Genomic DNA, 21,265 nt, shown 5'->3' with positions numbered 1-21,265 from the left:
GCTCCTTCTTGGCCATTAGTCGGCGTAGATCTCGGGCTTGAGAACGCCGATGTAGGGAAGGTTGCGGTAGCGCTCGGCGTAGTCGAGACCGTATCCGACGACGAACTCGTCGGGAACATTGAAACCGACGTACTTGCACTCGATCCGTACCTGCTGCTTGCCCTCTTTCGACAGCAGCGTCACAACCTCCAGGCTATTGGGCCTGCGCGAGGCGAGGTTACGCAGTAGATACTTAAGGGTGAGTCCGGTATCAAGGATGTCCTCGACCACCAGGACGTCGCGGCCCTCGATGTCCTCATCGAGGTCCTTGAGGATGCGGACCACGCCCGAGGACTTCGTGGTCGAGCCGTAGCTGGAGACTGCCATGAAGTCGAGTTCGACCTTGCCGCCGACCGCGCGCGCCAGATCGGCAACGAACAGCGCTGCCCCTCGCAGCACCGCCACGAGCAACAGCGGCCGCTGAGCATCCGCGTAGTCATCGCGGATCTGGGCGCCCAACTCCGCGACGCGCTCGGCGATACCATCCTCCGTGATGATCACGTGGTCGATGTCGTCGTGAATGCTCATCGTCACTCTCCCGGCTCGACACTCATTCCGACAGCGGGTTCGTACCCGCTCCCGGCCGATGCCATGTCAGCTCCGCGGCTCGTGCGGTCTCCGCGGTCACGCGAACGTCCTCGGCAAGCCTGACGCCTGCCACCCAAACCACGCGGTCACCGTCCCTCAGCACAGGGACCCTGCCACGCAGTCTGCGCGGCACCTTCGCGTCGGTCAGCAGGTCACCGACCTTCTTCGTGCCTGTCATGCCGAAGGGCCTGATCCGGTCACCGTCGCGCATGGAGTCGACCAGCAGCGGCCACGCCACGGCATCCGTATCGATCGTCACGGTGTCAGCACCGGCTGCCACAGCGGCCAGCGGGACCTCGCGCGCCTCGATCACGCCCGCGGCCCCAAGATCGAGCCTGCCCGGCAGTCCGAGCAACCCCGGTGCCACGAGCCCATGCACGTCCTCCTTGCGGGAAATGTTCAGTCTACCGTACTCCGTCTCAGCACGCAGACCGAAGGGGAGATCGCGTGCGAAACCCTCATCGGCAAGCCCGTCCACGATCGCCTCGGTGTGCTCGAACTCGAGCCGGGAGGCCTCGGGAAAGGCGTCGATCAGCGCCCCGCGCACGGTGCGCCGGGCCATCGGCCGGGTCAGCGTCTGCATGAGCGAACGGTCGAACCCGAGGACCCCATCGCTTACCTGCGCGAAGTCGTGCGAGAACGCCGCCGCCATCTCCGCGAGGAGGTCGTCCTCCTCGGCAAGGATACGGAGCGTCCGGGACATCGTCGTCCTGAACGCCGGGCTCCTGCGCTCGATCACCGGCAGCAGATCGTGGCGCACCCAGGCGCGCTGCCGGGACGTGTCGGCGTTGGTCGCATCCTCCCGCCAGGGCTGCCCGAGCCCGGTCAGGTAGGCGGTCACGTCGGCGCGGCCCGCATCGATGAGTGGCCGGACCACTCGCCCGCGCACCGGCGCGATCGATCGCAGGCCGGCGCTCCCGGCGCCGGTCGCGAGTCGCGCAAGGAACGTCTCGAGCCTGTCGTCGAAGGTGTGAGCCGTCGCCACCCGTCCCTCGCGCGGATGCACCCCGGCCGCGGCACAACACCGATCGAGCTCCGACTCGGCGAGGCTGTACCGGATGCGCCGCCCGGCGTCCTCGAGGTTGAGTCCCTCGGCCTCAGCATACGCGGTGACGTCGTAGCGCACGGATCGCGCCTGAATGCCGAGTGAGTCGCAGAGCGCGAGGACGAACGCCTCGTCGGCATCCGCCTCAGCGCCGCGCAGGCAGTGGTTGACGTGAAGGACCGAGAACGCAGATGGCGCGCCCAGCACGCCCTCCGCTGCCAGGCGCAGGAGCGCCACCGAATCGGCGCCACCGCTTACCATCGCCAGCACGACGCACGCGTCGGGTACCATCCCGTGCTGCCGGACGGTTTCGCGCGCGATGTCGGCCAGTGCGGTCATGTCCTCAGGGTAGAGCCCCCGGGGACGACGCGCTACCGGTCAGGTGGCTTCTTCCACCGCGGCTGCGTCTTCGATCGTCATCATGGTGACTTCGCCCACGAGACGGTGGCGATCGTCGGTGACCGAGATGGCGCGAAAGCCGAGCGTCAGCATTCGGTCGAGCGCGACGTCCAGCGTATCGTCCGGGGTGACCGAGACCGTGCCGGGATCCGCGTGCGTGGTCAGGTCGTGTGCACTCTGTCCCGGCTGCAACTCGCTCGTGTCCAGCCATCCGACGAGCCGACCATCGCGCTCTATTACATAGATGAACCGGCGACGACCTGCGGCCTCGCGCAGGGACATGTGCTCGGCGCCGACGAACACGGCAGCAGGAGAACGCATCACCTCGTGAACGGCCACACTCGCCAGGCGGTCCAACGCCCGCCCGTCCTCGAGGAGCTCTTCTGCCGGGTCGTACGCCATCTGCTGCATGCCCGCCTCCACGCTCGCGTCTAACCTATAGATTAATCCGTATGAACCACGCGTCAAGCCTCATTCATTTTCCGGGAGGTCGTCAATCGAGGGCGCGTCAGCGCGATCAGGGCACCAGACTACTGACTTCTGGCTGCAGGCGCCGGTGGGCGCCGCCGAATGAAAGAACTAGGCAGGAAGATGCGCCACCGTGGCGAAGGGTTCCTGTGGACCCGCGAACGCGCCGTGTTGTTTCCACGCGGCCGATTCCGATCAGCGCGAACCATCCGCTCCACCGCGCTCTTCGGCTAATCAACGTAAGTGGGTATGTTACTGTCGTCAGCGGCAAGGGGATCGCTTGAGAACCGGCATTCTCATCGCACGGCACAGTCGGAGGCATGATATATGCCACCGAACGGCGTTTCCGTGCATATGTGGTGTCTCCTCATTCCTATCTCAGCGACGCCCCTCACCGCCCGCTGTCGGAAGACGCGGGCCCGTCCTGTTCATGAGCGGATCCGAGGTTCGGAGCATGCGGTCGGAACGTCGACCCTCCGTCGATCCATGGTCCGCACCGTTGCGCAACATGAGGGGGTGACCGGCACACAGACTGCTTCCATGAGGTGTCTGATTCCCGAGTTACGGTAGGGAGGTAAGCGTGGACCTTTCGAGGCGAGGATTCTTCAAGCTCACCGGTGCGACATTCGCAGCCGGTGCGCTCGCCGAGTTGTTCGGCCCCTCGAACGCGTTCGCTGCTGATGCGGTTCCGGAGATGCGAATCACCGGGGCGACTGAGTCAACGTCCGTCTGCTGCTACTGCGGCGTAGGCTGCGGCATGGTGCTGTCAGTCAAGGACGGCGAGCTCATCAACCTGGAGGGCGATCCGGATCATCCCATCAGCCGAGGCGCGTTGTGTTCTAAGGGTAGTGCTCAGTTCAACATCCGCAACGTCTACGATCCTGAGACGGGCGATTCGATGCTGAACCCGGCTCGCGTGACCAAGGTGAAGTACCGTGCACCTGGCGCCACCGAGTTCGAGGAGAAGGACTGGGAGTGGGCCATCGACGAGATCGCCAAGCGAATCAAGGCGACCCGCGATGCGAACTACACCGCAGTCGATGAGAACGGTGTCACCGTCAACCGCTGCACGGCGATCGCCAATCTCGGCGGCGCCGCGCTCGACGGCGAAGAGGGCTACATCCTGTCGAAGTTCGCGCGCGCGCTCGGCGTCGTGTGGATCGACCATCAGGCCCGTATATGACACAGCGCCACTGTCTCCGGTCTGGGGGCAACATACGGTCGCGGTGCCATGACGAACCACTGGACGGACCTTCAGAACTCCGACGTTGTGATGATCAACGGCTCGAACGCCGCTGAGAACCATCCGATCTCGATGAAGTGGGTCCAGGCGGCGAAGGACAAGGGCGCCAAGCTCATGGTCATCGACCCGCGCTTCAGCCGTAGTGCGGCACTTGCCGATCTCTACGTGCCGATCCGCTCGGGTTCGGACATGGCCTTCTATGGCGGCCTGTACAACTACATCTTCGAGAACGAGCTGTGGCAAGACGACTACGTCAAGAGCTACACGAACGCGTCCTACCTTGTGAAGGACACCTACACGTTCGAAGACGGTCTCTTCTCCGGCTACAACGCCGAGAAGAAGTCGTACGACGCTGCACAGTGGAACTATGAGATCGCCGAAGAGGTTCCGTGGGACACGTCGCCGACCGGCGCGTACTCCTGGGTAACCAAGCCCGGCACCCCGGCCTTCACGCCGCTCGTGAACAAGAAGGCCAAGAAGGACGCGACCCTGCAGGATCCGAAGTGCGTCTTCCAGCTCATGAAGACCCACTACTCTCGGTACGACGCAGACACGGTCTCCGACATCACGGGCATCGACAAGGACCTGCTCCTGCAGGCCTACGAGATGTACGCCGCCACCGGTCAGCCCGGCAAGGCCGGCGTCATCATGTACGCCATGGGTCAGACCCAGCACAGCTACGGGTCGCAGAACTGCCGCGCGATGAGCGTGCTGCAGCTGCTCCTCGGCAACATCGGCATCGCCGGTGGTGGCGTGGACGCGCTGCGTGGCGAGTCGAACGTGCAGGGCTCGACCGACATGGGTCTGCTGTTCGGCAACCTTCCCGGTTACCTGAACGCGCCGACGGCCGCCCGCCCGACGCTCGCCTCGTACATCGAGAAGGAGACGCAGTACGCGGGCTTCTGGAGCAACCGTCCCAAGTTCCTCATCAGCATGCTGAAGGAATGGTACGGCCCGTACGCGACGCTGGAGAACAACTACGCGTACGACATGATCCCGAAGAACGACGGTACGCCGCACAGCCACATCCACATGTTCGAAGCGATGGAGGCCGGCGAGATCGAAGGCCTCATGCTCTGGGGTCAGAACCCCGCCGTCGGTGGCCCGAACTGCTCCCAGGAGCGTCGTGCCATGGCGAAGCTCAAGTGGATGGTCGCAGTGGACCTGTGGGAGACCGAGACCGCGATCTTCTGGAAGGCGCCGGGCGTCAGCCCCGCCGACATCCAGACCGAGGTCTTCATGCTGCCGGCCGCGTGCCACTTCGAGAAGCAGGGCGAAGTCGCGAACTCCGGTCGCTGGATCCAGTGGCGCTACAAGGCCGTGGAGCCGCCCGGAGACTGCAAGGACGACGCCGAGATCATCAGCGAGCTTCACCTCAAGCTGAAGGAGCTCTACGAGGCCGAGGGCGGTGCCAATCCGGAGCAGATCACGAAGCTCCACTGGCCCTACCTGAATGAAGAAGGCCACATCGACGTCGCCAAGATCGCACTCGGCATCAACGGCTATGTGATCGACCCGGCAACCGGCGGTCCCAAGGGCGACGTGGGACTCGCGTCCTTCGCGAACCTGCAGGCCGACGGCACCACCGCGTCTGGCGTGTGGATCTACACCGGCTACTTCACCGGCAACTACATCGATCCCGATGATCCGGAGAAGAAGAAGACGATCGCCTCCATGGATCCGACGAAGATGAAGACCGGCGCCCGCAACAACACGGATGAGCCCGTCATCGAGGGTACCAAGCCGCTCGGCCTCTACATGGGCTGGGCGTGGGCATGGCCACTCAACCGCCGGATCATCTACAACCGCTGCTCGTGCGACGCTGCCGGCACTCCCTACAACGCCGATAGGGTCCTCGTGAAGTGGGACGGCACCAAGTGGCTCCGCAACGACGTGCCCGACTTCGGGTTCCAGGCCGTCGCGGCCGATGGCACCGTCACCCCAACGGCTCCCGAGAAGACCCTCTCCTTCATGATGACCAACGAGACAGTCGCCAAGCTGTTCGCGTCGGGCATGAAGGAAGGTCCGTTCCCGGAGCACTACGAGCCGTTCGAGTCTCCGCTTTCCAACGCGCTTTCGGGCCAGCAGAACAACCCGGCCGTCACGGTCGTCGCGTCTGCCGCCAAGACGCTGGGCAAGCCGGAGGACTACCCGATCGTCATGACCACCTTCCGCCTCACCGAGCACTGGCAGACCGGCGGACTCACCCGCAACCTGCCGTGGCTGGTTGAGACCATGCCGAAGATGTTCGTCGAGATCTCCAAGGAGCTCGCCGAGGAAAAGGGCATCGTCTCAGGCGACAACGTGGTCATCGAGAACAACCGTGGCGCGATCACCGCATTCGCGATGGTCACCGGCCGCATCAAGCCGCTCACCGCGGGTGGCAAGACGATCCACCAGATCGCCGCACCGTGGCACTGGGGTTACGGCAGCACCTGCTCCATCGGTGGCATCGCCAACGACCTCACGCCGAACGTGGGCGACGCGAACACGCACATCCCGGAGTACAAGACCTTCTTGGTCGACATGCGGAAGCAGGAGGTGTAGCAATGGCTGAGACGGCGATCATGTACGACAGCTCCAAGTGCACCGCCTGCAAAGGATGCCAGGTTGCGTGCAAGCAGTGGAACCAGCTCTCGTCGCCGATGACGAACGACGAGTACCTGTACACAAAGGGCTTCCAGGCTCCGATCCGTCTGGCTCCGAAGACGTGGTTGATCATCAACTTCATCGAGGAAGACAAGAAGGTCGGCATCGACTGGAACTTCATGCGCAAGTCGTGCTTCCACTGCACCGACGCCGCGTGTGAGACGGCATGCCCCGTGGGCGCCATCTCCCACAAGGACAACGGCTCGGTCGTCATCGACCAGGAGAAGTGCATCGGCTGCCGCTACTGTGTGGCGTCGTGCCCGTTCGGTGTCCCGCAGTGGAACGAGACGACCAACACCACCTTCAAGTGCTGGCAGTGCCAGGACCGCACCGCGGCCGAGCGCTCGCCTGCATGCGTGAGCACGTGTCCCACTGGCGCACTGCAGTTCGGCGATCGTGCCGACATGCTGGCAGTCGCACGCGAGCGCGTGGAAGAGCTCAAGGGCCTTGGCTTCAACAAGGCGGAGCTTTATGGCGACAAGGAGCTCGGCGGCCTGCACACCATCATGGTCGCGCAGCGCGGCATCGAGGCGCACGGCCTCATCCGTGACCCGAAGGTCGGCACGACCGACTTCTGGCAGCTCCTCAAGCCGCTCGGTGGCATCGCCGCCGCAGCGACCGTCGGTGGCCTCGGTATCTCGTACATCATGGCTCGCGGCTACAAGCGCGACGCAATGGTGCTCGATGACGCCACGGGCCAGCTCGTCAAGGCAGAGGAGGTGGAGAAGTGAGATACATCCAGAGGCAGAGCATGTACGCCCGCAGCCTTCACTGGATCCACACGATCGCGTGTCTGTCACTGTACGTGACGGGTCTGATCCTCTTCATCCCAGCTGTGGCGGCGGCGGTGGGTCCTACGACCGTCCAGGGCGCCCGCATGATCCATCGGGTGATGGCGGCGATCTTCATCATCGCTCCTGTCGTGTCCATCGCTATCCAGCCCAAGGGCTTTGTGCACGTGCTCAAGGGTTGGTTCTTCAAGTGGGACGAGAAGGACAAGGAGTTCATGGCGAAGTTCCCGAAGTACCTGTTCCTGGGTGGCAAGGAGCACATGCCTGACCAGAAGTACATGAAGTCAGGTCAGGCGATCGCCGACATCCCCGTCGTGGTCCTGTCGATCGCGATAGCACTGTCGGGCATCGTCCTGGTATGGCCGGACTTCTTCGGCGGCGGCTCGATCGTCCGCTGGAGTCTGCTCATCCATGACGGTGTCATGGTGCTCCTGGGCGTGATGATGATCGCGCACATCTACATCGGTGCGGGCATCTTCCAGCCCTACAAGGGTTCGGGTCGCATCATGTTCGGCGATGGTAAGGTCTCCGAGGCCGACGCCCTGTACCACTGGGGCACCTGGGCTCGCGAGGTCCTGAAGGCCGGCGGCAAGGACGTGACTACCGAGTAGTCACTCCCTTGCTCCACCCGCACGACGAGAGGGCCGGATCCCATCAGGGAGCCGGCCCTCTTCTTCGTCCCGATGATCGAGTCGCGAGCTACTCGCTCCCCTGCTCGGTGCCGCCGGTGGTCGGGATGTCCTCGCGGGCCCCGGCCGCCTCACCGGTCACGTCGGCGATGCCACGGTCGATGAACTTCACCATGTTCTCCTCGGTGGCCGCGCCCTGTACGCGATCGAGCTCGTTGCCGTCCGCGTCGAGCAGGACGAAGGTCGGAGTGATGAAGACGCCGAACTCGTCGGCCTGTGCCATGCCCTCGGTGGTCGAGACGTCGATGATCTCGAACTTGTCGATCCTCGGCTCGTACTCCTTTTGGAGGCTCTCCACCGTAGGCTCCATCGCCTGGCAGAAGGGGCAGTCGGGATCGTAGAACTGGATGAACTGGAGCGGCGCCTTCTCGTCTGTGGTGGTGCCGCCGTCGCATCCCGACACGCCGAGAACGAGCGCGAGCACCACCCCGAACACGAGGGCCGCGGTAACAAGACGCTTCATGAATACTCCTCCTATCGACGCCGCGCCGGTCGACGCAGCTGCTCGGACCGCTTCTACTGCTCCTGGTAGAGCTTGTCGACCTCGGCCATCATCGCCTCGACATCGCGCGGCTCGTTCAGGCCGGTGTGCTGGGTGTAGCGAATGACGCCCTCTTTGTCGATGAGGAAGCTCCAGCGGATCGCCGTCTTGGTGCGGGAACTGAACGCCCCGTACGCAGGCATCACGGTGCGGTCCCAGTCGGACAGCAGGTCGAAGGGCAGTTCGAGCTGCGTCCTGAACTCCGCGTGCGACGCGTACCCGTCTGCGCTGATGCCGAAGACCTCGGTCTCGCGCTCCTGGAAGAACTCGTAGTTGTCACGGTACCCGGACAGCTCGCCCTCTCAAACGGGCGTGAAGTCGGCGGGATAGAAGACGAGTATCACGTTCTTGGTGCCTTTGTAGTCCGAGAGGGCGACGGTCGTCTGGTCCTGGTTCTTGAGGCGGAAATCAGGGGCGGTCGCCCCGACCTCGAGCCCGTCCTGTTCGGCCGTGCCAGCGTCCGCGCCGTCGTCAGCCGACCCGCCATCCCCCGTACACCCGGTCAAGACGAACGCTGCCAGCGCGAGCCCCGCAAGAAACAGCGGTGCTGGTCTGATCCTCATGCCCCATCCCCCTCCGCAAACGTGTAGACTGACCAAGTGGCCTTTTCTCGATTGTACCCCCGCCGCACCTTGTCCAGCAGACGGGTGACGGCGCCCCCGGGGGGGCTCGGTCGGTGTCACGACGGGTAGGGAGACCAATCGGCATTTCTGGAGGCACCATGACTGATTCCGCACGCTCGAAGGCGATCCGGCACTACGCATCGGAACGCCCTGAATTTGCCCAGCAGCTCGCGTTCTTCGAGAAGCTCTGGGATGCGCAGGACGAGTTCGGCGGGCGGGCCGCCGCCTACGAACCCGCATCCGAAGATGAGATCAGCCGCGCGCTCATGAGCCACCAGACCATGTTCTCGCTTGCTGCCCCTGAGATTCCACTCGAGGCCTATCAAGAGGCAGTCCGGGCGATATCGGTCGTCATGGCCGAAGCCGGCCTCCCAGAGGCTCAGACTACGGCGCTCACGGAGGTCGATCTCGGTGACGCCATCACCGCCGATGCGCTTGCCGGCGCGCTCGCCGGCTTCGATGTCTTCGTACAGGCGGTCACGACTGCAGTCGCCGACGAACGTCTCACCGAGACGCTCGTAGCGTTCATCCTCTCCGAAGCGATGACACCGTTCCTGCGCGAGCCGGCGAAGGCCGCGGTCAAGACCGCCGGTAAGTTCGATTGGCTCATGTGGGACTCGGGCCTCTGCCCCGCGTGCGGCACGCCCGCCTCCTCGGGTGTTGTCCGTGACGAGGGCGAGCTGCAGGGCGGGCGCCGGTGGCTCGAGTGCCCACTGTGTCGCACGCGCTGGGAGTACGCCCGGATTCGGTGTGCACGGTGCGGCTCGCGCGACCAGAAGCAGCTCGAGTACCTCTTCGACGAGCAGGATCCCGGTCATCGCGTCCACACGTGCCAGGTCTGCCACGGCTACACGCCGGTTGTCGTCGAGCGAGAGCTGAAGTTCCTGGCGATCCCGGTGGTCGAGGAGGTCATGCTCGTACCGCTTGAGACGGTAGCCGCAGAGCGCGGGTTCACCCCGTTGGGCGACAAGGCGGACGAGAAGCCGAACTAGGGCCGACCTGAACGAGGCGCTGCGCCGCTCGCCCGGACTCGCGCACGGCCTTACGGCAGCGCGCTCGTCGGATGGCAGTTGGTGCACAGATCGTCCGACGTCTCCACCAGCATGTAGGCGTTGACCGTCTCGTGCGGGAAGTTCTGGAAGCGCGGGTTGTCGGTGCTCGACGTCACCCACGCCGAGCCGTTCCACGTCACGCTGTCCGCGTAGCCGACCGAAGCCGGCACGGCATCCCCGGTCGAACCAGTGCCCGTAAGCTCGCCTACCACACGACTGTCCTCATGACACTGCTGGCAGATCGGGTCGTGTCCCTCCTGACCTGCGGCACCCGTCGTGCGCGGATACGGCATCAGGAAGCCCCGGTTGTCGGCACCGACCACCGGGGCGAAGCCAGCGTGGTTGGAGCCGCGTGTGGTGATGCCCCCCAGCGCACCGTACTCCGTGACACCCGTGGGATCGTTGCTCACGAGCCGCGCGACGCTCGCGTACGTGAACGCGGTGAGGGGTGCCGCCGACGCTGCCGTCTCCACCGGATGGTTGTGAACGTCCGCGAGCTCGGAGTCTCTGCCCTGGTGGCAGGCGAGACACCAGTCCGAGCCGTAATCATCGATCGGGGCCAGAGCACCTGTCGGCGACGCACGCAGGATCTTGGAGGAGGAGTAGGCCGGGACCGACTGGCGCATCCGCACACGATCGCCGATGAACGGACTCACCACATCGTTGCCGTGCGGGGAGTGGCAGTCGGTGCAGGTGAGCGTACCGCCACTGCCCTCGAACGTGGTGGCCGAACTCGGACCGCCGGTGACCGAATCGCCGCCCGGGATCACATTCGTCTGGTCGTAGGAGTGGCCGCTGCCCACCGGCACGTTGCGCGCATCGAGCGCTCCGTACACGCCCCAGCCACCGGTACCGTCATGGCACGTCGAGCAAGTCGCGTAGATGGTCGAGGCCGGGAGAAGCAGTACGCCCGCATCGGGGGCGTCGTGCACGGTATGGCATGTCTGGCACTTGCGCGTCGCCGTCTGGTAGCCGCCATGCGGGCCAGCGGGGTTGCCGAACTCGAAGCCCCAGCCGTCGCTCGTGGAATCCTCGTCGAGCGTGTCCAGATCGCCGTGACAGTCGGTGCACTCACCGGCATAGACGCTGTAGTCCCAGTGGCAGTCCTGGCAGTCCGCAGGCCCACCGGGGAGTCCGTTCGGCTCTTGAAAGCCGACTGCAGGAGACGCGAACGCAAGCACGCCGATCGCGACCATAGTCACGATGGCACACAGGCTTAGTCGGCGAACTGCGTCCGCTCCTCGCGTCACTGGATTCCATTCTCACGCATGCTGGCCCCGCGGCCTGTCGGCCACCGACACGCGTCGAACTACACGCTGAGCCGTATCATCACGCATTCGTTCACTACGAACAAGGGGTAGACCCGCAGGTCAGCCCCGGGATGGTCGGTCGTGCCATCCCGCACGTCGTAACGCCAGCCGTGCCAGGGGCACACGAGCTCGTATCCCTCGACGATGCCGTCGGACAGCGGCGCGAACGCGTGACGGCAGACGTTCGAGACCGCATGGAACTCGTCACCCACCCGCACCACGGCGAGGTCGGTCTTCCCGATCTTCACGTGACGCACCGTGCCGGGCGCGAGGTCGCTCGCCCTACAGACGGGAACGTCCACCTCCTGCCCGGGCCCGGGCTCGTCGATCACCCCACACAGCTCGGTGTCGTCCTCGACGTCGGTACGCACGAACAGCCCGCACCAGCACTTTCGGATGGCGGCGAACTGCTCCCGGTGAAACGGGATGCACGGGCAAACGATCTGCGCGTCTTCTTTCGGGTCCCCGGTCCGAATGCGGCAGGGACAGTACACGTCGCCTGCGGTCTCAAGGATGCCGAGCTCGGCGGTCAACACTGCCTCGACGAACTCATCGTCGCTGTTGAACCGGTAGCCGAGCGTGGCCACGAACGGCCCCATGTAGGCCTTGAGATCGTCGATCGTCGTGCCTGGGTGGAAGAGCTGACGCCGGGGCCGGTCGGAGGCGCCGCTCACAGGTCGAGCAACTCCTTCATCCGCTTCTTGTTGAAGCCGATGATGACCTCCTCATCCACGAGCACCACCGGGAACGACGTGCCACCCGACATGGCCTTGACCTCGTCTATCGCCTCCGAGCGCTCATCACCCGCAAGCATGTCGACCTCTACCACGTCGTACTCGACATCGTTCTCGTCGAGGTATGCGCGCGCCATACGGCAGTACGGGCAGGTCGAAAGCGCAAAGACCTTCACGGCCATGGTGTCCTCCTCGTGCGTCAGGGGCGGTGCAGGATGTCGTCGCCACGCCTAGCCGGCAGCCGTCGGCGTGATCTCCGGCTTCTCCACGTGCTCGACCTCGATCTTGCGCCAGTGGTACACGTACAGCGGCCCGGCCACCAGGAGCATCGCCGCGTTTCCGACGAGTTCGATGATCGCGTAGCGACGCGACTGCGCCTCCTGCGACTCCCGCTCGGCCTCGATGTCCTCTGCTGTGCGCTCGGACGAGCCACCCTCCTCCTTCGGCACGTCGTAGTAGTAGCCGGGGTCGGGATACGCCAACTCGACCGCGCTCCGGACAACGCCGACGACGGACACGATCACCATGATCAGCGTGATGAGGCAGACTAGATACAGATAGATGTTCCGAAGAGACCAGCGGTCCTTTGCCACGGTGCGCTCCTTCGCTCGGTGATCGCTTCTCACCGGATTGTTCCCCGCCGAGGCCACCTGGCGGCACATGTCGGGCCGGCACGGTACAATCCTCGCATGCCATGCCACCCCACACCAGCGGTGTACCCGTGCGCCTGATCGTCCTCGCATCCGGGTCGTCGGGCAACTGCGCACTCGTCGAATCGGGCGGGCGTGCGGTGCTCCTCGACGCCGGCATCTCGGCGCGCGAGACGCTCCGCCGCATCGCGGCGGCAGGAGCCGACGGCGCGCGGATCGAGGCGATACTCCTCACGCACGAGCACGTGGACCACGTGCGTGGGGCCCGCGTGCTCGCACGACGGCTGGGCATACCGGTGATGGCCACGGCGGGGACGCTGCAGTCCGCCGCCGGCTGCCTGGCCGATGTGCCGGAGGCTACGGAGATCGGGCGCCGCGACCGGTTCTCGGTGGCCGGTCTCCGTGTGCGCTCGTTCGCCACGGAACACGACGCATCGGAATCGTGCGGCTACGTCTTCGAGAGCCGGCGCGGCCACCGGGCGGGTGTCGCAACCGACACCGGCGTGGTGACCCCCGAGATCGCTGATGCGCTCGCCGGGTGCCATGCCCTCGGCCTGGAGTCGAACCACGACGTGCGAATGCTGGAGGCCGGTCCGTACCCGCCGTTTCTGAAGCGACGCATCGCGGGAGACCATGGCCACCTCTCGAACGCCGCGGCCGCCGTGGCATTGGGAGGCCTCGGCTGGAAGGGCCTCGCGCACGTCTACGCGCTCCACCTCTCGGAGCAGAACAACACGCCCGAGCATGCGCAGGCAGCGCTCGTCCGCTCGCTCGGCGATTCGGCGACGCTCGAGACCATCGCGCGCAACGAGATCGCCGGCTGCACGCTGTAGGAGCGCGCGGCGAACGACTTGCGCACCCGTTCGCACCCGGAGCGAGCGCTAGAACTCGATCCCGTGCCGCGCGGCTATCCCCCGATCGAACGGATGCTTCACCGGTACCATCTCCGTGACGAGATCGGCCTTCCCGATGAGCGCATCCGAGGCGCCCCGACCCGTGAGCACGACCTCGATCGAGGGAAATCGCGCGTTGATGACGGCCAGCACGTCCTCCTCGGGCACCAGGCCGTAGCGCATCGCTACGTTGATCTCGTCGAGGACGACCAGCTGGTATTGGGCACCTGAGATCATGTCGGCGGCGATCGACCACGCCTCGCCGGCCGCTCGCCGGTCCTCGTCGTTCAGGCCCGTGCCGAGAAGCCCTGTGGAGCGCAGCGCCGGGCGCTCGACACGTACGCCGAGGCCTTCGAGCACCGCCAGCTCGCTCGAGCGCGCGCCGCCCTTCACGAACTGCACAAACGCCACGGTGAGCCCTGCACCGACGGCACGCACCGCAAGCCCCACCGCGGCCGTTGTCTTGCCCTTGCCGTCACCGGTGTAGACCTGCACGAGACCGCGATCGATCGTGGCCATCACGCCTCCCTTGCGCCGAGTGACTCCACTATAGCGGGCACGTCGGACTCCCCTGCTGCCAGAACGGCACCCCGCCCGACCGCTTCGGCCCAGAGCCGGGAAGCCTCGCCGCCGGCAAAGTCACGGTCCGCGCCCATGTCGCCAACGAGCACGAGCGGGCGATCGGACTCGATCGCGGCTACGAGGTTCGGCAGGTTCGACCGGCCGAACGGTGTGGGACACACGATCACGCAGCGCGCGGAGGAGAACGCGCGCCGCACGGTAGCGGCCGACTCGGCATCGATCTCGCCGAACGGCGGGAGCACCACGTGGTGCGCGCCGAGCGCCTCGGCAACCGCCTGATCGACATCTCCTTTGTTGAGCGCGCCGGCTGTCACCTCGTAGCCCGCGCGCATGAGCTCGCGCATGAGCGTGCTCCCGGTGCCCGAGCCGCACACAAGTCCCACCTTTCCGCGTGCGGCCCCGGACCCGATGTCCTCGCCGCGCAGCACCGGCGTGACGGCAACGCTTCCCGTGACCGGATCGGTGCGCACGACTGCACGGACGCCGAATACATCGGAGATCACCCGCGCGCTCAGTGCCTCGGCGGGCGGGGCCGGCACCGTGACGCCACCTTGCGCGACGATGCTTATGCGGTCTGCGTATCGCGCAGCCAGACCGAGATCGTGGAAGACGCCGAGGACGGCCATGCCGCCGTCGGCGAGCGCGCGCACCAAGTCGAGCACCTGCAGCGCGTGGTTGAGGTCGAGATGGCTCGTGGGCTCGTCGAGCAGGAGCACCCGCGGCTGCTGGGCGAGCGCCTGCGCGAGGGTGAGCCGCTGCAAGTCGCCACCCGAAAGCTCGTCGATGAGCTCGTCGGCCAGCCGCGCCGTGTCCGTGCGCTCCATCGCCTCCGCGACGATCGCACGATCGTCAGCATCGAGTGACTCGAGCCTCCCGAGATGCGGGTGGCGGCCCATCTCCACGAACTCCCGCGCCGAGAACGCGAAGACCGCCGGCTGCGACTGGGGCACCACGCCAACGAGGCGCGCCCGCTCTCGCTCGGGCATGCTCAACACGGATGCGCCGCACCAGATGTCGCCGTCGAGCACGTCGGCACCACCGGTCACCGCGCGGAGCAACGTTGACTTGCCGGCACCGTTCGGGCCGACCAGACCGACGAACTCACCCGGGCGCACCTCGAACGACGCCTCGCGCAGAACCGTGCGGGCACCGTACCCGACGGCGAGCTTCCGGAACTCGAGTGCCCGGCCGGTCACCGCAGACGCTCCTTGCGCACCAGGAGCCAGACGAAGAACGGGCCACCGGCGAGCGCTGTGACGATGCCCACCGGTATTTCCACAGGAGCGAGCACGACGCGCGCGAGCAAGTCAGCTACCACGAGCGCGATCGCGCCGGCAAGCACCGACGCGGGCAGCAGCAGCCGGTGTCGCGGCCCGACGATCAGCCGCATCATGTGCGGCATCATGAGTCCCACAAACCCGATGAGCCCCGATACCGACACCGCGCCTGCCACCACGAGCGAGGCGGCGCCGAGCGCGACGAGCTTGAATCGCTCGACACGCACGCCGAGCTGACCCGCACGCTCGTCACCAAGCAGCATCAGATCGAGCTCCCGATGAAAGAGCAGCGGCACGATCGCCCCGGCGGCGAACATGACCGCGAGCAGGGCCACGTGACCCCACGTGCGGCTCCCGAGCCCGCCCATCATCCAGAACACCACGCTGGTCATCGACTGCCGCTCGAAGACGAGCACGAACGAGGTGAGTGCCGAAAGCGTGTAGGAGATGGCGATACCGGCGAGCAGCAGCGATGTAGCGTCCACCCGCCCGCGTCTCGACGCGAGCCGCACCACGAGCAGCATCGTGAGGATCGCTCCAAGGAAGGCGCCCACCGGCACCCCCAGCGCCCGGGCGGCGAAGCTCGTGCCGAAGACGGTGAGCGCGAGTGTGGCGCCCAGACCGGCCCCGGACGAGACGCCAAGGACGTACGGGTCGGCGAGCGGGTTCTTGAAGAGCGCCTGGTAGAGCACGCCTGCAAGCGCGAGCGACGCGCCCACGAGCGCTGCGAGGAGCACCCTCGGCAGGCGGAGGTCCACCACCACGGCATCGGCAAGCGCTGTCGAACCGCGCCCGGCGACAGACCGCGAGATCGCTCCGACGACGTCGCCGAGCGGGACCGACACCGCGCCGAACGCGACGCCCGCGACGATCGCGAGCACGAGCGCGACGCCCAGACCCGTGAGGGTGAGGACGCCGCGCCGGGTGTCGGAGGAGGGAGTCACGCTACTCGGCGAACGCATCGGGATGAAGCGCCTCGGCGAGCAGCCGGACGCCTTCGACCACGCGCGGGCCGGGTCGGCTCACGAGGTTGTCGTCGAGCAGGTAGACACGGTCGTTCATCACGGCGGCCAGGTTCTCGTAGCCGGGTCGGCCGGTGATGTCCGTGGGTGAGCTCATAGAGCCGAGGGTGGCCAGGTAGACCTCGGGGTCTGCGGCCACGAGCTGCTCCACCGAGTACGCCACATAGCCCTCCTCGGTCACCACGTTCTCCCCACCCGCGTGCTCGATGAGGTCGTTCAGCAGCGTGCCCGAGCCGACGGTGAAGAGCGGGTCCTGCGCGATCTCGAGGAAGCAGGTCACCGGCGCGGTTTCCACGCGCTCGCTGATGGTGTCGATCTGAAGCTCCATGGACTCCACGAGCTCGGACGCGGCCTCCGGCTCGCCGATCGCATCGCCGACGGTGCCGATGGAGACGTACAGGTCGTCGAGCGTCTGCGGGTCGATCGCCACGACAGCCGCTCCTAGCGCCTCGAGCTGTTCGATCACATCGGCCTGCACGCCGGTGGTGACCAGCACGAGGTCGGGACCGAGCGCCGCGATCGCCTCGAGGTTCGGACCGACGAAGTCGCCCACCTTCTCGATTTCGGCGACCTCCTCGGGATAGTCGCAGTAGGTCGTGACACCCACGAGCCGGTCGAGTCCGCCGAGCGCGGCGACGATCTCGGTGTTCGCCGGCGCGAGGCTCACGATGCGCTCGGGCCTCTCGGCGATGGTGACCTCACGGCCTGTGTCGTCGGTGATCACGACCGGGAACGCGGCCTCAGCCGGCGTCTCTTCGGCAGTCTCCTCCGCACGCGTGCAGCCGGGAAGCCCCGCGAACGCGAGCGCCGCGATGAGCGCGAGCGCCAGAACGAGTGCGAACGTGCGAACGGTGGTGCGGAACCGGTGGTGCATGATGCCTCCTTGCGTCGTATGCCAGCACTCCGCCGAAGATAGACGCGCCTCGAGAATCGAAAGGACCCTCGCCGGTGGCGGGGTCCTGAGGTGATCTCGAGGTGGTTTCGGAGCGCTGTACGAGCGCTGCGAGTGTGCCTCTTACCACGAAGGCCGCGTCGCCGATGTGTAGGCAGGTCTCCTGGCTTCGGAAGCGCTCGCTTCCGTTACAGTGGCGGGTCCGCGCCGGAGTCGCACCGGCTTCCCTATTCTCCCGGTTGCCCGGGCACCTACACCGTCTTCGGTTGTCCGCGCCATCATAGCCCTCCCGCCAAAGCGCTACAATGACCTAGCGTTGCGCCGCAGGGGTACGTGGCGGACGGTACTCACGAGAAGGGGCAGCGTGGATATCTTCCAGAAGGCGTTCGACTTTACCGAGGCACGTACCGCCCGCGAATCGGGCTACTACCCGTACTTCCAGGTCATCAAGTCCGAGTCTGATTCGAAGGTGCGGATCGACGGGCGCGAGCTCGTGATGCTCGGCTCCAACAACTACCTCGGCCTGACCACCCACTCGCACGTGCGGGAGCGTGCGGCCGAGGCGCTGGCCAAGTACGGCACGTCGTGCACCGGGTCCCGCCTGCTCAACGGCAACCTCGACATCCATGAGGAGCTGGAGGAGCGCCTGGCGCGCTTCGTGGGCAAGGAGTCGTGCCTCGTGTTCTCGACCGGGTTCGGCGCCAACATCGGCACCATCTCGGCGATCGTCGGCCGACACGACACCGCGGTCATCGACAAAGACGACCACGCGAGCATCTACGACGGCTGCAAGCTCTCGTATGGCAAGGTCGAGCGTTTCGAGCACAACAACGTGGCGAGCCTCCGCGAGAGTCTCGAACGCGCGAGCCGGGGCGCAAACGGCAGTGGCGGCGCACTCGTGATCGTGGACGGCGTGTTCTCGATGGAGGGCGACATCGCGCCGCTTCCCGAGATGCTGCCGGTCTTGAAGGAGTTCGGCGCGCGCCTGATGGTGGACGACGCGCACGCGTCCGGTGTGATCGGGCCACAGGGCAACGGCACGGCCGCCCACTTCGGCGTGACCGACGAAGTCGACTTGATCATGGGCACCTTCTCGAAGAGTTTCGCCTCACTCGGCGGCTTCATCGCCGGCGACGCGCTCCTGATCGACTACATCAAACACTCGTCGCGGCCGTTCATCTTCTCGGCAGCGATGGCTCCGGCGAACGTGGGCGCGGCACTCGGCGCGCTCGAGGTGATGGAGACCGAGCCGCAGCACCGCGAGCGGCTCTGGGAGGTCGTGAACCGGATGCAGGCGGGCTACCGCGAGCTCGGGTTCGACACGGGCACGAGCGAGACGCCAGTGATCCCGATCATCTTGGGCGACGAGATGCTCGTCTTCGAGTTCTGGCGGCGCCTGCGCGACGCGGGTGTGTTCGTCAACCCGGTGCGCCCGCCAGCGGTGCCGGCCGGACGCTCGCTTCTGCGCACGAGCTACATGGCCACGCACACCGACGAGCAGATGGACTTCGTGCTCGAGGCCTTCGGCCGGATCGGGCGCGAGCTCGGCGTACTGAGCGCGTAGCCGCTCCTCCCGGCCGCTAGTCGAGCGCGTCGAGGCCTTCCTGTGCACCCTGCCGAAGCAGCTCGCCGAACACGCCAGGATCGAGCACGTAAGTGAGCGCGAGCGCGCTCACGATGATATTCACGGCGAGCCACTTCGTGTAGACGCCCCGCGTGCGTGCGATGAGGATGAGCGCGCACACAGCGATGATCGCGGGGCCCACCACCCGCAGGTCGCCGAGGGGTATCCGGTAGCCCGCGACCTCCTGCGTGGAGCTGCCGAGGAGTCCGCCGAGGTCGATGCTCACGTTGAAGACGATGAGGAAGAACTCGACCACGAGCACGCCGGCAAGCGCCCACGACGCCCAACGGGTGGTCTCACCTTCGGTCCGGTACACCTCGTAGGCCACGCTCGGCGCCATCGCGAGCAGCACCACGATCGGGCTCTCGGCCGTGAGGCCGATGATGATCCCGACGAGGGCGATCACCGACAGGACCGCACAGATGATGCCCGCATACTTGGTGGGCCGGGCCATCGCCGCATCCCCTCCTGTGAGCCGTTGGTGCCGTACGGTCTCGATACTACGGCAGCGCGTGGGCGTGTGGGTGCTCGGGATGCTTCCGGCGCGCCACCAGCGTCACGATGGCAAGCGCCGCCACCGCGATCGAGCTCACCATACCCAGGAAGCCATAGATGAACGCCGAGTTGTCCGAGCTGAAGACCGGGCTGTCGGGATGGAAGAGGTTCGGCAGCGCGAGCACGAGGTACCACAGCGCGGCTGCGAGGACCGCATCGAGCACCGCAGGGATCTTCGGGTGGTCGAAGATGAGCTGGATGGCGAGGATGACGACCGAGGAGGCCAGCAGGCCGAACGTCATGAGCAGCCGTGGCTCGTTCCACAGGATCCCGCCCCAGATGAGCTGCATCGAGAGGATGCCGAGCACGGCGTTCACGGTCCACAGCGGGAGCGAGAACCAGCGGAACGCCTCGCCCCACCTGCCGAGCTTGCCTGCGCCGAGTGCGAACGCAAGCCCGAAAGCACCGGCGAGCGTGAAGGTCCCCATGTTCACCCAGGTGGATGCGCCGTGGAACATCACGAAGCGCACCATCGTCCCGAGCCGCTCGTCCGGCGGAATCGAGAGCACGGCGACGACACATGCGATCGCGGCGGCCGCGATGACGCCCACGAGAACGTTGCGGGTCTTCACTGAGAGCGGCACACGAACTCCTTTGCGACGGAGAGGGACGGTACGCGCCCCGGCGACGCAGATTCTAGCAGGAGGCGTGCCGCTTGGGCGTGCGGTCGGTGCCGGGCAGCGCGGCTACGCATCCGAAGGGGCCGGCCGGCGGGATTTGCGGCGGATCGCGTCCAGCTCGACGAGGGTGGCGAACTCGCCCGCCTCGATGAGCTCGGCGGCCTGGCCGAAGTCCATGCCGGTCAGGTGGTGGACAGGCGGCGAGATGACGATGTCGGCCTCCCGCAGCGCCTCGGCCGCAAGCCGGCCCTCGAACGCCTCGGACACCGCGCCGAGGACGTCGAGGCTTCCCGAGCCACGCCGGTAGGCCGAGCCGGACCTGATCGTGTCACGCAGCTCCCATATCCTGACCGCGGCGCTCGGCGAAGCATCGCCCTCGGGCATGCCCACGGTGCCGTCACCCGAGACGTCCACAGCCACGATCGTCTCGCCGCCGAGATGCCTGGCGAGGCGCACGGGCGCCGGCTCGGTCACGTAACCGTCGATGAGCAGCGCGTCGTCCATCCGGACCGGCAGGAACGCCAGGGGGACCGACACGCTCGCCCGCACCGCGGCGATCAAATCGCCCGAAGTGAAGCGCACCGGCTGGTTGCGCGTGAGGTCGGTGGCCACGCACCCGAAGGGCATGGCCAGCTCCTCGAACGTGGCGGGGAGGTACTGGCGCAAGAAGGCCTGGACCTTCTCGCCCGAGAAGACGGCGCCCTTGCCGAGCGCCACGTCCCCAACGCTCGTCACCTGTCGCACGTCGAAGTCGAGCGCGATCTCCTCGAGCTCAGCGAGTGGGACCCCGGCCGCGTAGAAGGCGCCGATGAGGGCGCCCATGCTCGTGCCGGCGATCGCGTACGGCGCGAGACCCTCTTCCTCGAGCACCTTGAGCACGCCGATGTGGGCGAAACCGCGCGCCGAGCCGCTGCCAAGCACGAGGCCGATCCGCTTCGGACCGAAGAACGTCACCGCTGCTCACCCCGCAGTCGTTGGA

At 66.3% G+C, this 21,265-nt stretch carries 22 protein-coding genes and 1 riboswitch; of the genes, 6 read left to right on the top strand and 16 right to left on the bottom strand.

The annotated features are described in order from the left end of the window. Positions 1–15: 15 nt before the first annotated feature. From hpt to Q7W51_11455, 3 genes are read right to left on the bottom strand one after another with little or no spacing between them, the layout of a single operon-like run. Positions 16–561 carry a hypoxanthine phosphoribosyltransferase gene (gene hpt / locus Q7W51_11465; GenBank protein MDO8848992.1) on the bottom strand — a complete coding sequence of 182 codons (546 nt, stop codon included), beginning with the start codon at positions 559–561 and terminating at the stop codon, positions 16–18. Between the two features lie 28 nt (positions 562–589). After that, positions 590–2,011 (bottom strand): tRNA lysidine(34) synthetase TilS, encoded by a 1,422-nt coding sequence (gene tilS, locus Q7W51_11460; GenBank protein ID MDO8848991.1) that lies wholly within the window; start codon positions 2,009–2,011, stop codon positions 590–592. A 39-nt stretch (positions 2,012–2,050) separates the two neighbouring features. Beyond that, complete coding sequence (locus tag Q7W51_11455) at positions 2,051–2,482, bottom strand: CBS domain-containing protein (protein MDO8848990.1); 432 nt, start codon at positions 2,480–2,482, stop codon at positions 2,051–2,053. A gap of 637 nt (positions 2,483–3,119) precedes the next feature. On the opposite strand from Q7W51_11455, the gene Q7W51_11450 reads away from it, so the two are divergent. From Q7W51_11450 to Q7W51_11440, 3 genes are read left to right on the top strand one after another with little or no spacing between them, the layout of a single operon-like run. Continuing rightward, entirely contained in the window at positions 3,120–6,329 is a 3,210-nt protein-coding gene (locus Q7W51_11450; GenBank protein ID MDO8848989.1) for a molybdopterin-dependent oxidoreductase, read from the top strand. A gap of 2 nt (positions 6,330–6,331) precedes the next feature. Beyond that, a complete protein-coding gene (locus Q7W51_11445) occupies positions 6,332–7,162 on the top strand; it encodes a 4Fe-4S dicluster domain-containing protein (protein ID MDO8848988.1) in 831 nt (276 codons plus the stop codon). Continuing rightward, a complete protein-coding gene (locus Q7W51_11440; protein ID MDO8848987.1) occupies positions 7,159–7,833 on the top strand; it encodes a cytochrome b/b6 domain-containing protein in 675 nt (224 codons plus the stop codon). The genes Q7W51_11445 and Q7W51_11440 overlap by 4 nt, the downstream gene beginning before the upstream one ends. Positions 7,834–7,921: 88 nt before the next feature. Here Q7W51_11440 and Q7W51_11435 read toward each other — a convergent pair whose 3' ends face one another. Then, positions 7,922–8,374, bottom strand: coding sequence for a thioredoxin family protein (locus Q7W51_11435; protein MDO8848986.1), 453 nt, complete (start codon positions 8,372–8,374; stop codon positions 7,922–7,924). 53 nt (positions 8,375–8,427) lie between these two features. Then, positions 8,428–9,015, bottom strand: coding sequence for a redoxin domain-containing protein (locus Q7W51_11430; protein MDO8848985.1), 588 nt, complete (start codon positions 9,013–9,015; stop codon positions 8,428–8,430). 158 nt (positions 9,016–9,173) lie between these two features. On the opposite strand from Q7W51_11430, the gene Q7W51_11425 reads away from it, so the two are divergent. Next, positions 9,174–10,067 carry a formate dehydrogenase accessory protein FdhE gene (locus Q7W51_11425; protein ID MDO8848984.1) on the top strand — a complete coding sequence of 298 codons (894 nt, stop codon included), beginning with the start codon at positions 9,174–9,176 and terminating at the stop codon, positions 10,065–10,067. Between the two features lie 50 nt (positions 10,068–10,117). Here the strand turns inward: Q7W51_11425 and Q7W51_11420 are convergent, their stop codons facing one another. Genes Q7W51_11420 through Q7W51_11405 form a run of 4 tightly spaced genes read right to left on the bottom strand, consistent with a single transcriptional unit; the run spans position 10,118 to position 12,764 of the window. After that, positions 10,118–11,377, bottom strand: coding sequence for a cytochrome c3 family protein (locus Q7W51_11420; protein MDO8848983.1), 1,260 nt, complete (start codon positions 11,375–11,377; stop codon positions 10,118–10,120). Between the two features lie 59 nt (positions 11,378–11,436). After that, entirely contained in the window at positions 11,437–12,111 is a 675-nt protein-coding gene (locus tag Q7W51_11415) for a Rieske 2Fe-2S domain-containing protein (GenBank protein MDO8848982.1), read from the bottom strand. Further along, a complete protein-coding gene (locus Q7W51_11410) occupies positions 12,108–12,353 on the bottom strand; it encodes a glutaredoxin family protein (protein ID MDO8848981.1) in 246 nt (81 codons plus the stop codon). Before Q7W51_11410 ends, Q7W51_11415 begins: the two co-directional genes overlap by 4 nt. Positions 12,354–12,401: 48 nt before the next feature. After that, the gene (locus Q7W51_11405) at positions 12,402–12,764 is read right to left on the bottom strand and encodes a hypothetical protein (GenBank protein ID MDO8848980.1); all 363 of its coding nucleotides are present in this window, start codon (positions 12,762–12,764) and stop codon (positions 12,402–12,404) included. 128 nt (positions 12,765–12,892) lie between these two features. Here Q7W51_11405 and Q7W51_11400 point away from each other — a divergent pair, with 128 nt between their 5' ends. After that, positions 12,893–13,654 carry an MBL fold metallo-hydrolase gene (locus Q7W51_11400; protein ID MDO8848979.1) on the top strand — a complete coding sequence of 254 codons (762 nt, stop codon included), beginning with the start codon at positions 12,893–12,895 and terminating at the stop codon, positions 13,652–13,654. A gap of 48 nt (positions 13,655–13,702) precedes the next feature. Here the strand turns inward: Q7W51_11400 and cobO are convergent, their stop codons facing one another. The 4 genes from cobO to Q7W51_11380 are packed head-to-tail and all read right to left on the bottom strand — an operon-like array spanning position 13,703 to position 17,469. Further along, positions 13,703–14,233: a cob(I)yrinic acid a,c-diamide adenosyltransferase gene (gene cobO, locus Q7W51_11395; GenBank protein ID MDO8848978.1), complete on the bottom strand. Its 531-nt coding sequence runs from the start codon at positions 14,231–14,233 to the stop codon at positions 13,703–13,705. After that, positions 14,233–15,492: an ABC transporter ATP-binding protein gene (locus Q7W51_11390; protein ID MDO8848977.1), complete on the bottom strand. Its 1,260-nt coding sequence runs from the start codon at positions 15,490–15,492 to the stop codon at positions 14,233–14,235. Before Q7W51_11390 ends, cobO begins: the two co-directional genes overlap by 1 nt. Then, positions 15,489–16,535: an iron ABC transporter permease gene (locus Q7W51_11385; protein ID MDO8848976.1), complete on the bottom strand. Its 1,047-nt coding sequence runs from the start codon at positions 16,533–16,535 to the stop codon at positions 15,489–15,491. Before Q7W51_11385 ends, Q7W51_11390 begins: the two co-directional genes overlap by 4 nt. Then, positions 16,519–17,469: an ABC transporter substrate-binding protein gene (locus Q7W51_11380; protein ID MDO8848975.1), complete on the bottom strand. Its 951-nt coding sequence runs from the start codon at positions 17,467–17,469 to the stop codon at positions 16,519–16,521. The genes Q7W51_11385 and Q7W51_11380 overlap by 17 nt, the downstream gene beginning before the upstream one ends. Before the next feature lie 153 nt (positions 17,470–17,622). Beyond that, positions 17,623–17,757: riboswitch (cobalamin riboswitch) on the bottom strand. Between the two features lie 94 nt (positions 17,758–17,851). Between Q7W51_11380 and Q7W51_11375 the strand changes: the two genes are divergently transcribed. After that, the gene (locus tag Q7W51_11375) at positions 17,852–19,051 is read left to right on the top strand and encodes an aminotransferase class I/II-fold pyridoxal phosphate-dependent enzyme (protein MDO8848974.1); all 1,200 of its coding nucleotides are present in this window, start codon (positions 17,852–17,854) and stop codon (positions 19,049–19,051) included. Between the two features lie 16 nt (positions 19,052–19,067). On the opposite strand, the gene Q7W51_11370 is transcribed toward Q7W51_11375, so the two are convergent. The 3 genes from Q7W51_11370 to Q7W51_11360 all read right to left on the bottom strand — a co-directional run bounded on the left by Q7W51_11370 (position 19,068) and on the right by Q7W51_11360 (position 21,240). Then, positions 19,068–19,565 carry a hypothetical protein gene (locus tag Q7W51_11370; protein MDO8848973.1) on the bottom strand — a complete coding sequence of 166 codons (498 nt, stop codon included), beginning with the start codon at positions 19,563–19,565 and terminating at the stop codon, positions 19,068–19,070. 46 nt (positions 19,566–19,611) lie between these two features. Beyond that, positions 19,612–20,250 (bottom strand): hypothetical protein, encoded by a 639-nt coding sequence (locus Q7W51_11365; protein ID MDO8848972.1) that lies wholly within the window; start codon positions 20,248–20,250, stop codon positions 19,612–19,614. 102 nt (positions 20,251–20,352) lie between these two features. Further along, complete coding sequence (locus tag Q7W51_11360; GenBank protein MDO8848971.1) at positions 20,353–21,240, bottom strand: patatin-like phospholipase family protein; 888 nt, start codon at positions 21,238–21,240, stop codon at positions 20,353–20,355. Between the last annotated feature and the right edge of the window lie 25 nt (positions 21,241–21,265).

This window comes from Coriobacteriia bacterium (genome assembly GCA_030652115.1).
In the GTDB taxonomy this organism is placed as follows: Bacteria; Actinomycetota; Coriobacteriia; order Anaerosomatales; family Anaerosomataceae; genus UBA6100.
Note: the sequence above shows the minus strand (reverse complement) of the source record. Positions and strands in the feature narration are given on the sequence as shown.

What these genes read in the sequence shown, in the direction of transcription:
- cobO (MDO8848978.1), bottom strand. Translation starts at nt 14,233, where the DNA reads ATGGCCACGATCGATCGCGGTCTCGTGCAGGTCTACACCGGTGACGGC.
- tilS (MDO8848991.1), bottom strand. Translation starts at nt 2,011, where the DNA reads ATGACCGCACTGGCCGACATCGCGCGCGAAACCGTCCGGCAGCACGGG.
- Q7W51_11380 (MDO8848975.1), bottom strand. Translation starts at nt 17,469, where the DNA reads ATGCACCACCGGTTCCGCACCACCGTTCGCACGTTCGCACTCGTTCTG.
- Q7W51_11425 (MDO8848984.1), top strand. Translation starts at nt 9,174, where the DNA reads ATGACTGATTCCGCACGCTCGAAGGCGATCCGGCACTACGCATCGGAA.
- Q7W51_11435 (MDO8848986.1), bottom strand. Translation starts at nt 8,374, where the DNA reads ATGAAGCGTCTTGTTACCGCGGCCCTCGTGTTCGGGGTGGTGCTCGCG.
- Q7W51_11410 (MDO8848981.1), bottom strand. Translation starts at nt 12,353, where the DNA reads ATGGCCGTGAAGGTCTTTGCGCTTTCGACCTGCCCGTACTGCCGTATG.
- Q7W51_11385 (MDO8848976.1), bottom strand. Translation starts at nt 16,535, where the DNA reads ATGCGTTCGCCGAGTAGCGTGACTCCCTCCTCCGACACCCGGCGCGGC.
- Q7W51_11455 (MDO8848990.1), bottom strand. Translation starts at nt 2,482, where the DNA reads ATGCAGCAGATGGCGTACGACCCGGCAGAAGAGCTCCTCGAGGACGGG.
- Q7W51_11445 (MDO8848988.1), top strand. Translation starts at nt 6,332, where the DNA reads ATGGCTGAGACGGCGATCATGTACGACAGCTCCAAGTGCACCGCCTGC.
- Q7W51_11370 (MDO8848973.1), bottom strand. Translation starts at nt 19,565, where the DNA reads ATGGCCCGGCCCACCAAGTATGCGGGCATCATCTGTGCGGTCCTGTCG.